This window comes from Marinimicrobium sp. (assembly GCF_002695945.1).
GTDB classification, from domain to species: domain Bacteria; phylum Pseudomonadota; class Gammaproteobacteria; order Pseudomonadales; family Cellvibrionaceae; genus Marinimicrobium; species Marinimicrobium koreense.
The window spans coordinates 42,549-56,012 of record NZ_NZQP01000038.1; the positions used below are offsets into that span (position 1 = coordinate 42,549).

The window sequence follows — 13,464 nt, forward strand, 5'->3', positions numbered from 1 at the left end:
TCAAAATGATAAAACCAATGAGAGAACACCATGAAACAATTCGCCTGGTTATTCGCCCTCCTGTTTTTATTCGGCTGCGCCCGATCCGTCATCACCGAACCTCCGGTGCCGTTTGAAAACACCTATACGGCGGAAAATACCTATCANAAGGAAGTAAAGCAGTTCCCGCACATTGAAATCGCCAGTCTCGATACGCCCGANGGAGTACGCGTCGAGCGGGACCTGACTTATGTGCAATACGGTCGGCGGGCGCTGCAACTGGATCTGCATCGGCCAGAGGCGGGGAGCTTTCGTCCGGCNGTGGTTCTGGTGCACGGGGGCGGTTGGCGTTCGGGTTACCGGGAAAACCTGACGCCCCTGGCCAACGCCTTGGCGGAGCGAGGGTTTGTGGTGGCCAATATCAGTTATCGGCTGGCGCCCGAGGCGCGCTTTCCCGCCGCCATTCACGATGTCAAAGCGGCGATTCGGTGGTTACGCGAGCATGCCGAGGCCTATGGTGTTAACCCGGACCAGATTGCCGTGGGTGGTACCTCCGCCGGTGGGCAGATTGCCAGNCTGACCGGTATTACCGCAGGCGACCCGTACTTTGACCCGCAGCGGGCACACAGCCCGGCATCCAGCGATGTGCAGGCGATTCTGAATATTGATGGTCTGTCTGACTTCACCTCGGAGGAAGCGCGTCACTACGAAGATGATCCGAGCAAGAACCCGTCGTCCGCCGGTTCCTGGTTCGGCGGGCGCTACGCGGAGCAAACTGAACTCTGGCATAAAGGCTCGCCCACTTACTATGTCCACGCCGATATGCCGCCGATTCTGTTTCTGAACAGTGCCCGGGAACGATTTGGTGTGGGGCGCGATGAAATGATCGCCAAGATGGAACCGCTGGGGGTCCGCTACCATGTTCAGCGCTTTGACAATACGCCGCATACGTTCTGGCTGTTTGACCCCTGGTTGCAACCCACAGCGGATGAAGTGTCCGCCTTCCTTCGCGGGATCTGGGGCGGCACTGGTACCTCGCCAGAGTGAAGCGTATGATGGTTTTTGCGTCGTTTTTGAAATGGAGGTAATTCCGGTTTGAGTCCATCGTCCGGAAAACGGTCCCCCCTGATTGTGCCTGCACTGGTGTTTCTATTGGTCATCGGCGTGGTGGAAGGGGTGATCTTCGCTTACAAGGGGAAGCTGTACAGCGATCAGCGCTTTCAAGCCGTGACCTTCGCCGCCGACCTGCGCGCCAATGCCGAGCGCGAGCTGAACAATGTGCTTTATCTCACCCGTGGTCTGAGCAGTTACTTTTCCGTGCGCCACGACTCCCTGGAGCGTGAAGAGATTCTCAATATTCTGCGGGTGGCCTACCAGACCAGCCCGGTCATCCGGAATTTCGGTGTGGCCGTGGACTACCAGTTGAGCTATGTCTATCCCACCGAAGGCAATCAGGCGGCCATCGGCCTGGATTACCGCGAACTCGAAACCCAGTGGCCGGACGTCAAAAGGGCGGTGGAGCAGCGCCAGCCGGTGCTGTCCGAGGGCGTGAAACTGATTCAGGGCGGTGAGGCTTTCATCTACCGTGATCCCATTTATGTGGACGACGCCTATTGGGGGTTGCTGTCCACGGTGATTGATGCCGAGCCCTTGCTGGACGCCATGTTCGGGGTGATGGACCGGGACAGTCGCCATCGGTTTGCGGTGCNGGTCANNCGCCCGGGGAATTCCGTGTCCCTGTGGGGCGACGAGGCGCTGTTTGAGGNCGAGGATGTGGTGCGCCTGGGCTCTGAACGTGGCTGGGAGTTCGCGGTGCAGACCCGCTCTCAGGATGCGCACTGGCTACCGATNTTCGTGTTGCGGATATTTGGTTGGGTGTTGGCATTGGTAACCGGGTTGGGCACCTATTCGGCCTTGCTGCATCGACGCCAGCGACTGACCCAGGGGGCCCGAGGTCAGGAATCAGCGTTCGAGTAAGGCGCGGCTCAGGTTGGGAGCGAGCCGGCGGGCCAGCTCGGCCGAGCCAATACCCAAAAGGGCGCCGCTGACATTGGCCAGAATATCGCCGAGGCTGAAGGTGCGCGGCGGCAAAAAATGCTGGATCACTTCAATACCCGTCGAGTACACCACCAACACCAGAAGACGCTGCCACACCGGCCAGCCCGGTAGGGCNACGGTGANTGACCAGCCGGCAACGCCATAGCCGAGAAAGTGCATCAGCTTGTCGTTGTATTGCGGAATATGGGGGCCNGAGGCGGTGGTGAGCCCNAAATAGGTGAANATCGCCAGCAGCAGNANGAACTGCCANCGGCACAGCGGGCGCCACCACTCNGGNACGNTCATACTCAGCGCAGCACCATCAGTGAGATGCNGGTTTTGCTGATCATGTGAGTGGTGGTGCTGCCCACGATCAGTTGGCGAATACGCGAATGGCCGTAGGCGCCCATGATCAGCAGATCGATATTGTGNGTGTGCTGATACTCTTCCAGAACGGNTTCCGGGTCACCGGCAATGATGGTGGCCTGGGTTTCGAAACCGGCCTCGGTCAGTTTGTTCTTGGCCCAGTCNAGCTGTTCGCGGTTGCTGTCCACGTCCGCACCGACCGTGACCAGGTGAATCGGAATGCCTTTGAACAATGGGCTGGCGGCTACCATGTCCACGCCCTTACGGGTGGTGGCGCTGCCGTCAAAGGCAAACATGATCGCCTTGGGNGGCTCAAAACTTTGCTGGGCAATGAGAATCGGCCGGTGCAGGGTGCGGATGATCTGTTCCAGATGACTACCGATATGCCCGTGGGCCGAGGCGGTGTCCGCACCGCGCTTGCCCACCACCAGCATCCGGGTTTCGGTTTCCAGCTCGGCCAGAGCACTGACCAGCTCGCCGTGACGCTGGCGGGTTTCCACCTCGTTCACACCTTTCTGCTCCACCCGTTCACGGGCAGCCTTGAGCATCAGTCGGCCGTGTTCCATGGCCACTTTGGAGCGCTGCTCGTCCAGGCTGGCGAGTTCTTCCAGCAAGGCCTCCTGAGAGCCAAAGCCGATGCTGCCACTCAGGTTCTGTTTCTTGCCCTGAGTGGGCTCGTCCAGCACGTGCACCAGGCTCAGCGGCGCGTCCATTCGCTGGGCGGACCAGGCCGCGTAATCACAGACGGATTCGGCGTACTGAGAGTCATCGATACAGGCAATCACTTTGTTGTGCATACTCTTTCTCTCGGTTAGTGGCCCATCAGGCGTTCAACAGCGTCCGGCTTGTCGTGCACGGCAAATCGGTCCACCAGTGTGGCACTGGCTTCGTTCAGGCCAATCAACTCCACATCGGTCCCTTCGCGGCGGAACTTCAGTACCACTTTATCGAGGGAACTGATCGCCGTAATGTCCCAGAAGTGGGCGCGGTGCAGATCGATGGTAACCTTTTCAANCGCCTCTTTGAAATCGAACCCGTCAATAAACTGCTCAGCGGAGGTGAAGAATACCTGGCCGACCACATGGTAGGTGCGATGCTCGCCGTCGTCCGAGAGGCTGGAGCCGATGTACAGAATGTCGCCCACCTTGCGGGCGAAGAACAGCGCGCTCAGCAGCACGCCCACCAACACGCCGAGCGCCAGGTTGTGGGTGGCGACCACCACAGCCACGGTNCTGACCATGACGATGCTGGAGCTCTTGGGGTTGTCTTTCAGGTTTTTGACCGAAGACCAACTGAANGTACCAATCGACACCATGATCATCACCGCTACCAGAGCGGCCATGGGAATGGCCGCGACCCACTGGTCCAGAAACACCACCATAATCAGCAGCACGACCCCGGCGGTCAGGGTGGAGAGNCGGGTGCGACCACCNGATTTCACGTTGATCACCGACTGNCCGATCATGGCGCANCCGGCCATACCACCGAGNAGNCCGGAGCCNATATTGGCGGTACCCTGGCCNATNCACTCNCGNTTNTTGTTACTNGGNGTATCGGTCAGATCATCCACGATGGTGGCGGTCATCATGGACTCCAGCAAACCGACCACCGCCANGGTGATCGAGTANGGGAAAATGATCTGCAGGGTTTCAAAGTTCAGCGGNACATCCGGCCACAAAAATACCGGCAGGCTGTCCGGNAGNTCGCCCATNTCGCCCACGGTGCGGATGTCCATACCNAGGTACATGGCGATACCGGTCAGGACAATAATGCACACCAACGGGGACGGCACAGCTTTGGTCAGCAGCGGAAACAGATAGATGATACCGAGGCCCGCCGCAAGCATGATATACACCGGCAGGGTGGCATTTTGCCCGGTGATTTCCGGCAACTGCGCCAGGAAAATCAGGATCGCCAGGGCATTTACAAACCCGGTCACCACCGAGCGGGAGACAAACCGCATCAGCGCCCCCAGTTTTAAAATCCCGGCAATAATCTGAAAAACCCCGGTCAACAAGGTGGCGGCGAGCAGGTATTCCAGCCCATGCTCCTTCACCAGCGTGACCATCAGCAGCGCCATGGCGCCGGTGGCGGCGGAAATCATGCCCGGGCGGCCCCCGACAAACGCCGTGACCACGGCGATACAGAAAGACGCGTACAGGCCGACCTTGGGGTCGACCCCGGCAATGATGGAGAAGGCGATGGCTTCGGGAATCAGCGCCAGCGCCACCACAATGCCGGCGAGGCTGTCGCCTTTGAAATTCGAGAACCAATCCTGTCGAATGTTTGCGAGCATAAGTATCTTCCAGCAGATCGAAGTCAATACCGTGGACGGCCGCATAGGGTGGGCGTCACCGATGGTTTTGAAAAGAGAAAACCGGCTGGCAAACCGGCCGATAGGTGGCGGTTTACAAGTGAACTGGACGGGCAACGGGAACTTCCGTGGGCCAACCTTCAGGGCTTAATGCCCGGGGTCGACTGCCAAGTCGCGAGACCGGTGATGAGTATCGTTATCATCAGCACCCAGACTGGAACGGCGCGCATGCCGTGAGACCGGTGGCTTGGTTTGAAGGCGGCGGAGTATACCGGAAAGGGGCCCGTATTGCACGGGCTGGGCCTNGGTAACAGGGGCTAGCGGGCGCGGTCGGTCAGAGGCAGTAGCGCCTCGGCATCGTACAGNTCCTGNGGGCGGTTGATGTTNAAAAACGGGTCNTANCCGGTCTGCTCAAAGGTCACCGATTCGGCNTTCTGTTCCCGCGCCCAATCCTGCAGTCGCGGTGTCTGGTCCGATTGCAGCGCCTCACGAATGGCCGGCAATAGGGAGCGGTGCCACAGCCCGAAGATCGGATGGGTCTGCTCGCCGGAGCGGGCCAGGACCAGAGACGCNTCGGTCTCCTGCGCCTGGCGGTACANTTCGCTGACCAGATTGTCCGGGAAAAACGGCGTGTCGCTGGCAAAGCTGGCCAGCCACTGTTGCTCCGGGCGATGGTTTTCCAGCCACTGCAGNCCGGCGTGAATGCCCGCCAGAGGGCCGGGAAAATTGGGATACTCGTCNGACAGGACCGTCAGCCCGCTGCGGGTAAACCNCAGATGGTTGCCNTTGGCGTTGAGCAGCAGCTCGGTTACCTGGGGTCTGGCTTTGGCAATCGCCCGCTGGAGNAGGGTCTGGCCGCCCAGNGGCAGCAGGCACTTATCGCCGCCGCCCATGCGGCGGGCGAGTCCTCCNGCGAGGATAATGCCCAGAATCGGGGGTCTGTCGTTCATAATCTCTGGTTAACGGTNTCGGGTTTTACCAGTACTATACGCGGTAAGAGATTGAACGCGCGACTGTTTNNTGTCGATTTTTTTAACGGTTCCGNATCGAGCGGAGTCGGTTTTCACCGGGAGTCTTGAGTATGGGTCTTGATTTGCAGAGTCTGCGCCGGGAGTACTTGCGCGGTGGTTTGAACCTGGAAGATTTGAGCGCCAGCCCCATTGATCAGTTTGAAGTCTGGATGGAGCAGGCGGTGAAGGCGGAGATTCCCGACCCCACGGCCATGGTGCTCGCCTCCGCCTCCCCGGACGGGCAGCCCTCCCAGCGTATCGTGCTGCTCAAAGGGCTGGATTCCGACGGCTTCGTGTTCTACACCAACCGCACCAGCCGCAAGGGGCGCGAGCTGGCCGCCAACCCCAAAGTCAGCCTGCACTTTCCCTGGCACACCCTTGAGCGCCAGGTGGATGTCTGCGGTATCGCTGAACCACTGTCGGCGGAGGAATCCGAGCGCTATTTCCACTCCCGCCCCCGGGAGAGCCAGCTGTCCGCCTGGGCGTCCCACCAGAGCCGCCCGGTTGAGTCCCGCGAAGCCCTGATGGCCCACTTCCGTGAACTGGAACAGCGTTTTGAGGGCCAGGACATCCCGCTGCCGGACTTCTGGGGCGGCTACCGGGTTCGTCCCCAGCAGATGGAATTCTGGCAGGGCGGCGCCCACCGGCTGCATGACCGGTTCGAGTACAACCTGCAGCCCGACGGCAACTGGACCATCGACCGGCTGGAGCCCTGAATATGGCGGGTCAAGCCACCATGCGTTACATCCACCACAGTGCCGCCGGCGCGCCTTCCGTACTGGCCCTGACCGAAGGCCCGGTACCCGAGCCCAGCGCTCATGAAGTGTTGATTCAAGTCGCCGCCGCCGGGGTAAACCGCCCCGACGTACTGCAACGACAGGGACTCTACCCGCCTCCGGAAGATGCCTCCCCAGTGCTCGGGCTGGAAGTCTCGGGAACCGTCGTCGCGGTCGGAGAGGGCGTTCAGCGTTGGCAGTTGGGCGACCGGGTCTGCGCTCTGGTCAACGGCGGCGGCTACGCCGAATACGCCGTCGCCCCGGCGGATCAATGCCTACCGGTACCCGAGGGGCTAGACCTGGAAGACGCCGCCGCACTGCCGGAAACCCTGTTCACCGTATGGCACAACCTATGGCAGCGGGCCCGCTTGCAGCCGGGCGAAACCCTACTGATCCACGGCGGCGCCAGCGGCATCGGCACCACCGCCATCCAGCTGGCCAAGGCCCTGGATCACCGGGTCATAGTGACCGCCGGCAGCCCTGAAAAGTGCGACGCCTGCCTGGCGCTGGGCGCGGACCGGGCGATCAACTACCGCGAAGCGGATTTTGTCACCGAGGTCAAAGCCTTCACCGACGGCCAGGGCGCCGACGTGATTCTGGACATGGTCGGCGGCGACTACGTCCAGCGCAATATCAAGGCAGCGGCCAAAGAAGGGCGCATCGTCAATATCGCTTTTTTAGACGGCAGCAAAGTCGAGGTAGACTTGATGCCCCTAATGCTCAAACGCCTGACCCTCACCGGCTCGACACTAAGAGCCCAGAGCACCGAAGCCAAAGCCGGCATCGCCCGAGAACTGGAACAACGCGTCTGGCCCCTGATCGCCCTCGGACGAGTAAAACCCTTGATAAACCACCGCTTTGCACTAAGTGACACCCAAAAAGCCCACGAACTGATGGAATCCAACACCCTGATCGGCAAAGCCATTATCGACCTATGACAAAAACCACCCCCCACCGCCCCCTAGAAGGCATCCGCGTCATCGAACTCGGCCAACTCATCGCCGGCCCCTTCGCCGGCTGCATGCTCGCCTACTTCGGCGCGGAGGTAATAAAAATCGAACCCCCGGGCAAAGGCGACGCCCTACGCGGCTGGCGCGTGGTGGAAGACGGCACCTCACTCTGGTGGCGCAGCCTGGGCCGCAACAAAAAAAGCGTGACCCTGGACCTCAAACAGGACAAAGGCCGGGACATCGCCCGGCAACTGATCGACAGCGCCGACGTCCTGATCGAAAACTTCCGCCCCGGCGTGATGGAAGACTGGGGGCTCGGCCCCGACGTCATCAAGCAGAGCAACCCGGCACTGGTCTACTGCCGGATCTCCGGCTTCGGCCAGACCGGCCCCTACGCCAAAAAACCCGGCTTCGCCTCGGTCTGTGAAGGCATGAGCGGCTTTCGCTACGTCAACGGCCACCCGGACCAGGCGCCGGTGCGCCCGAACCTGAGCATTGGTGATACCATCGCCGGTCTGCACGCGGCGCTGGGCATTACCCTGGCGCTGTTCGAGCGCGAGCGCCAACCGGGCGGGGAGGGGCAGGTGGTGGATGTGGCCCTGTACGAAGCCATGTTCAACCTGATGGAAGCCGTGGTGCCGGAATACGACGGCGCCGGTGTGATCCGAGAGCCCTCGGGCACCACCGTCACCGGCATCGTGCCCACCAACACCTACCGGTGTCAGGATGGCAAATACGTGGTCATCGGCGGCAACGGCGACTCCATTTTCCAGCGCCTGATGCGCGCGGCGGATCGGCCAGAGATGGCGAAAGATCCACGCATGGCCACCAACGCCGGGCGCGTCGAATGCGTGGAAGAAATCGATGGTGCATTATCCGACTGGTGTGGTTCTCTCGCGTCCACCGAGCTTCTGGCCAAACTCGAAGCGGCGCGGGTGCCCTCGGGCCCGATCTACAATGTCGCGGATATGATGGCCGACCCGCACTTTCAGGCGCGGGGCCTGTTTGAGCAGGTCGAGATCAATGGCAAGCCGCTGAAAATCCCGGCGATGATGCCGCGCCTGGACAGCACCCCGGGCGGCACCAACTGGCCGGGCCCCGAGGTGGGCCAACATACCGACGGCGTATTGCAGGAGGCTTTGGGCCTCAGTGCGGAAGACTTGAGTGATTTGCGCGAACAGGGCATTGTGTAGCGGCCCGATACGACGCCCGATAGAACGAGTAATCTGTTATGAACAAAACCGAAGAACGACCCGACGAGCCGCTAAAGCCCGGCCGCTATCGCCACTACAAAGGCAAGGACTATCAGGTACTGGAAGTGGCCACCCACAGTGAAACCGGGGAGGCCATGGTGGTCTATCGTTGCCTCTACGGCGACTACAGCCTCTGGGTCCGGCCGCTGTCCATGTTTAACGAGTCGGTGGAAGTGGCGGGGGAAACCGTGCCGCGTTTTGCCTATGTGGAACCCATGGAGAAGGATCACCTGTGGGCGGGACAGTAACGACGGACGACCTGAACGCGCGGGACGAACACTGGATGCAGCGCGCCCTGGCGTTGGCCGAGCAGGGTGCCCAGCGAGGCGAAGTGCCGGTCGGTGCCGTGCTGGTCCGCGACGATGAAGTGCTCGGCGAAGGCTTCAATCAGCCCATTGGTGCTCAGGACCCCACCGCCCACGCCGAAGTGGTGGCGCTGCGTCAGGCCGCTGCAGCGGAGCAGAACTACCGCCTGCCGGATACCACTTTGTACGTGACCCTCGAGCCCTGCACCATGTGCATCGGCGCCCTGATTCACGCCCGCGTCGCACGCTTGGTCTACGGCACCACCGAACCCAAAGCCGGCGTGGTGGAAAGCCGCAATCAACTCGCACAGACGGACTACTACAATCACTGGCTGGAAGTACAGGGCGGCGTACTCGCCGAAGCCTGCCAGCAGCAACTGACCGACTTTTTCCGCCAGCGCCGGGCCGAAATCAAGGCACGCAAACAGGCGCAAAACCCCTCATGAAATATTACGACTGCGTGATTATCGGCGGTGGCGCCGCCGGCCTGATGTGTGCCGCCACGGCGGGTTTTCGCGGGCGAAGCGTGGCGGTGTTGGACCATGCCAATAAAGTGGGCAAAAAAATCCTGATGTCCGGTGGCGGCCGCTGCAACTTCACCAACTACGATGTCTCGCCGGAAAACTTCATTTCCGACAATCCCCACTTCTGCATCTCCGCCCTGCGCCGATATACCCCTTATGACTTTCTGGCGCTGGTGCAGCGCTACGATCTCCAGTATCACGAAAAAGCGCTGGGGCAATTATTCTGTGATCACAAATCCCGGGATATTCTCGATATTCTATTGGCCGAGTGCGACCAAGCCGGCGTGAGCATCCAGACCCAGTGCACCATTGAATCGATCGAGAAAACCGACAGCGGCTTTACGTTGACCACAACCAACGGCGGTGTGCAGTGCGAATCCCTGGTGGTGGCCACCGGCGGCCTGTCCATTCCCACCATGGGCGCCACCGGCTTCGGTTACCAGATCGCCAAACAGTTCGGCCTGCCGATCACCGAGCGTGAAGCAGCACTGGTACCCTTCACCCTGAGCGGCCAGTGGCTGGAGATTGCCCGTTCCCTCTCGGGCGTGTCCTTGCCGGTGACAGTCGAGTGCGGAGAGCAGCGCTTTGCCGAAGCGCTGCTGTTCACCCACCGGGGCCTGAGTGGCCCGGCCATCTTGCAGATTTCCAATTACTGGCACCGCCAGGAAGCCATCACCATCGACTTCCTGCCCGGAGAATCTCTCGGGGAGCTGCTGAACCAGTGGCGCTCCGACGGTCAGAAAACCACCCTGAAAAACCGCCTCTCTCGCCACCTGCCCAAGCGCTTTGTGGAAACCTGGCTGGAACTGCCGATCTTCCCGAGCGGCCTGCAGGACAAACCCCTGGCGGAGTGGAGCCGCACCGACATGGACGCCCTGTGCGACGGCTTCCACCGCTGGCAGATCGTCCCGCCGGGAACCGAAGGCTACCGCACCGCGGAAGTCACCCGCGGCGGGGTGGATACCCAGGCGGTGTCCTCCAAGACCTTTGAGGCAAGAGCGGTGCCGGGGCTGTATTTTATTGGCGAGGTACTCGACGTGACCGGTTGGTTGGGGGGCTACAACTTCCAGTGGGCCTGGGCCAGTGGGTACTGTGCAGGGCGGGTGATTTGAAGATTTAAAGCTCATATTTGAATTTCTGAAAAATTAGTGCACACTTTACATTCAGGCGGTTAACGCTTTTTTGACCCGATAAAATAAAATTTAGAAAAATCAATGGCTTACTGAAATTGGTTAAAGGTAAGCGTGCCGCAGGTCGGGAGAAACAGTGCCAGCACACTTTTACACCCAGGGAGGAAGGTATTGTTGTCGGGAGTTGGTTGAGTGTCAGCACTTTACCCCGTGGCCTACCTTGACTCATAAACGTACAGGCTTGATATACAGTTGTTAGATTCTGAGGGGCTTTTTTGGATTTACCACCTAGTTTTTTAGCTTCCATGTTTGGTGCCATATTAGGGTCCCTGTTGGCAGGTGTGGGGTTTCTCTACAGACGTTCTGCTGAATATAAAGATGAATTCCGAGGGCTAATATTCACGCTTCTAGGAGTCTATAGTTCGTTAAGAGCTACGCAAATCCTCAAACCAAGAAATTATCTTGAAGCATGCGCTGAAGTGATGGAGCGTCTAGGCCACAAGAACTTGGCGAAAAATGAAGAGTTTTTCCGGATTATGGAGCCTCTAGTTAAGCCCCAGCTGGAAGCAATGCTATCCCAAGTCAATGGTTGGGATGACGCAGGTTATGTCCAAAAGCTCGAACGAATTGCTCGAAATAATCCCGTGCTAGCACATCGCCTTAAATCTAATTCGCTGCTAATGGATATTATCCCTCAAGTCCGTGAGTATTGGGTTCGTTATTTGGAGATGCTTAGTGATAACGACCTTTCAGCGGAGCATGTTGAGTCTGAACTTCCAAAAATGGAGAGTGAACTTGTCGAGCATCTTTTGGCCGAATTGAGGTCAGATATTCTTAAGGTTTCCAAATCTATTGGTATTATCCAATACGTTAGAGTGAGACGTCTTTTTAATGTCTATAAAAAACGCACTTCTGAGAATATTTTGGAGCCATTATTCAAAAAATTGATTTCATGAGTCATCATGCTTATGAACAAAGATCAGACAAGACTTAACCATGCGCTATTTCGGGACAATTCCCTTCCGCTTCGCGGCTCCAAAGTGTCCGAAAAGTTTCTTTTTATGTAACCGTTGCTTGGAAGACGTCGCCCTTTTGAATGTGGTTTTGTTGGATGTGCAAAATTAATTATCTAAATAATAGGCGGAGAAGGTGATGGCAAGAGTAATCGAAGAAAAATTGGAGTACTGCAAAAGGTGTTCTAAAACTACCAAGCATCATCGAAATAATAGTAAGTCAAGCGGGTTTATGCTTCTGGTGCATCTGATTCTGACTGTCGCAACTGTTGGTGTGTGGTTGCTGCTTGTCATCGTATGGAAGATTTTAAATGTGCAGGTCGGTGGCTGGAAATGCAGTGAGTGCGGAAGCTAAGTAGTACATAATAAACGGTTGTTGCTGATCCTTTGGAGTGAACGGCTTTCCCGCTACTGAATGGCTGCAAATCCGCTCCAAAAGCCGGTCGCTAGCTTTTTTGAGAGAGGTTCATGATCCTATACAAGTACATGTCCTTCAATGCCGCTCGGAAGGTGATCGATTCCCTATCAATAGGATTTTCATGCCTTGAAGACTTGAACGATCCTTTTGAGTGCACAGCCTTTGGTTTTCGAGATGGCGATGATTCTATAAGCGCGAAAACAGCCACGGATGCGTGCAGAAACCGCTTCTCGAGAAAATACGGTGTCTTATCGTTGACTCGGCAGCCGTTAAACGCGCTTATGTGGTCGCATTATGGAGACTCTCACCAAGGGGTGGTCCTTGGGTATGATTGTGATTTGGCCGGATTTTCAGACCCGCAAAGCAATGTGATTTCAAGCCAGTATGGAGAGATGATCTACTCAGCTACAAAGCCTCATAAGGATCTCCCTGTGATTGGCGAGCATGAGCTGATGAACATTGGCGGTAAACTTCGTTTTGACTCGAATGCCTACAATTTGATGAAAAGAGCTTTTCTATATAAGTCTCTTGAGTGGGCATACGAAGAAGAAGTCCGTATTGTAAAAAATATTGAAAATATCCCCTTCGGATATCACACAGGTAGTGGTCGATATCGTGAGTGGAATAAAGTAATTGTCTCTGGTCGACCTTTATACTGCCTTGATGTGCCGGAAAACTCGCTTAAAGAAATTTATTTAGGGCGAAATTTATATAGAAATGTTACCAAAGGTGGCTCTGTTACTGACAAAGAGTTGAAGGATGTGCTTCAGTCCTGGGGGAGAAAAGATGTCAAGATGATGCAGTGTGAACCCGATGTTAAATCGTGGAACCTCGTCGCAAAAAAATCTATCAACAAAAGCTAACCCGTGGCTGTTGACGAGCGCACTCGCGCTGGGACTTCGTTATACCGAAAAGCGACGGCGTTGAATGCTTTGTAGGAATAATGAGGGTGGAGTAGTGACACATCCAAAATTCATCGTAGGGAGTTTCGTCGAGGCGTTGGCGGCCTCGCGGTTGATTGAGTCAGCTATAGTCATAAAGCTTTCGAGTGATCCGTTGCTCGACATTCCGGGTGCAGGGGCAATAGTCGAAGGTTATGATTGGCTTGACAGTACTGGGTCAAATACGAGGTATGACTTAGTGGTCCTCGATCTTCCATTGGGGACGGCCCGAAAGAAGATCGAGATGGGTGGCTCAACAATCAGTGCTCGGGGAAGCTGGATAGAGTTGTACAAAGCACTTAACCTGCTTACCTCAAAGGGTTTGTGTGTTGCAATAATGGAGTCGACCTGTAGTGGCATAGTGATTCTGGCCACCTGATTTTGAGTGTATTATCACTCACAGAGAAAGTCAGGTGGATATGATGACAAAGACGAGAAATTTCAGCCC

General features: G+C 57.4%; 14 protein-coding genes. 10 read left to right on the forward strand and 4 right to left on the reverse strand.

Annotated features, from left to right (window positions below; all coding sequences use genetic code 11):
- The first annotated feature begins 30 nt into the window (after positions 1-30).
- Both CMG77_RS08910 and CMG77_RS16185 read left to right on the forward strand, forming a co-directional pair.
- Entirely contained in the window at positions 31-1,026 is a 996-nt protein-coding gene (locus CMG77_RS08910; protein ID WP_286904170.1) for an alpha/beta hydrolase, read from the forward strand.
- A 363-nt stretch (positions 1,027-1,389) separates the two neighbouring features.
- Positions 1,390-1,956 (forward strand): CHASE domain-containing protein, encoded by a 567-nt coding sequence (locus tag CMG77_RS16185; RefSeq protein WP_502691810.1) that lies wholly within the window; start codon positions 1,390-1,392, stop codon positions 1,954-1,956.
- Here the strand turns inward: CMG77_RS16185 and CMG77_RS08920 are convergent.
- From CMG77_RS08920 to mobA, 4 genes are all read right to left on the reverse strand, one after another.
- Positions 1,942-2,322 (reverse strand): VanZ family protein, encoded by a 381-nt coding sequence (locus tag CMG77_RS08920; RefSeq protein ID WP_286904174.1) that lies wholly within the window; start codon positions 2,320-2,322, stop codon positions 1,942-1,944. The two genes, CMG77_RS16185 and CMG77_RS08920, sit on opposite strands and share 15 nt — an antisense overlap.
- A 2-nt stretch (positions 2,323-2,324) precedes the next feature.
- The gene (locus CMG77_RS08925) at positions 2,325-3,179 is read right to left on the reverse strand and encodes a universal stress protein (protein WP_286904176.1); all 855 of its coding nucleotides are present in this window, start codon (positions 3,177-3,179) and stop codon (positions 2,325-2,327) included.
- Between the two features lie 14 nt (positions 3,180-3,193).
- The gene (locus CMG77_RS08930; RefSeq protein ID WP_286904178.1) at positions 3,194-4,678 is read right to left on the reverse strand and encodes a SulP family inorganic anion transporter; all 1,485 of its coding nucleotides are present in this window, start codon (positions 4,676-4,678) and stop codon (positions 3,194-3,196) included.
- Positions 4,679-5,013: 335 nt separating this feature from the next.
- A complete protein-coding gene (gene mobA / locus CMG77_RS08935; protein ID WP_286904180.1) occupies positions 5,014-5,646 on the reverse strand; it encodes a molybdenum cofactor guanylyltransferase MobA in 633 nt (210 codons plus the stop codon).
- A gap of 131 nt (positions 5,647-5,777) precedes the next feature.
- On the opposite strand from mobA, the gene pdxH reads away from it, so the two are divergent.
- The 8 genes from pdxH to CMG77_RS08975 all read left to right on the forward strand — a co-directional run bounded on the left by pdxH (position 5,778) and on the right by CMG77_RS08975 (position 12,938).
- On the forward strand, positions 5,778-6,422 hold the full coding sequence (pdxH, locus tag CMG77_RS08940; RefSeq protein WP_024460564.1) for a pyridoxamine 5'-phosphate oxidase: 645 nt from the start codon (positions 5,778-5,780) through the stop codon (positions 6,420-6,422).
- A 2-nt stretch (positions 6,423-6,424) separates the two neighbouring features.
- Entirely contained in the window at positions 6,425-7,420 is a 996-nt protein-coding gene (locus CMG77_RS08945) for an NAD(P)H-quinone oxidoreductase (RefSeq protein ID WP_286904182.1), read from the forward strand.
- Positions 7,417-8,625, forward strand: a complete 1,209-nt coding sequence (locus CMG77_RS08950) for a CaiB/BaiF CoA transferase family protein (RefSeq protein WP_286804635.1) — start codon at positions 7,417-7,419, stop codon at positions 8,623-8,625. Before CMG77_RS08945 ends, CMG77_RS08950 begins: the two co-directional genes overlap by 4 nt.
- 38 nt (positions 8,626-8,663) lie before the next feature.
- Positions 8,664-8,933 (forward strand): DUF1653 domain-containing protein, encoded by a 270-nt coding sequence (locus CMG77_RS08955; protein WP_024460561.1) that lies wholly within the window; start codon positions 8,664-8,666, stop codon positions 8,931-8,933.
- Entirely contained in the window at positions 8,918-9,436 is a 519-nt protein-coding gene (tadA, locus tag CMG77_RS08960; RefSeq protein WP_286804633.1) for a tRNA adenosine(34) deaminase TadA, read from the forward strand. Before CMG77_RS08955 ends, tadA begins: the two co-directional genes overlap by 16 nt.
- Positions 9,433-10,626: a BaiN/RdsA family NAD(P)/FAD-dependent oxidoreductase gene (locus tag CMG77_RS08965; RefSeq protein ID WP_286804632.1), complete on the forward strand. Its 1,194-nt coding sequence runs from the start codon at positions 9,433-9,435 to the stop codon at positions 10,624-10,626. Before tadA ends, CMG77_RS08965 begins: the two co-directional genes overlap by 4 nt.
- 293 nt (positions 10,627-10,919) lie before the next feature.
- Positions 10,920-11,600, forward strand: coding sequence for a hypothetical protein (locus tag CMG77_RS08970; protein WP_152521622.1), 681 nt, complete (start codon positions 10,920-10,922; stop codon positions 11,598-11,600).
- A gap of 525 nt (positions 11,601-12,125) precedes the next feature.
- Positions 12,126-12,938, forward strand: coding sequence for a DUF2971 domain-containing protein (locus CMG77_RS08975; RefSeq protein WP_286804631.1), 813 nt, complete (start codon positions 12,126-12,128; stop codon positions 12,936-12,938).
- Positions 12,939-13,464 lie beyond the last annotated feature (526 nt).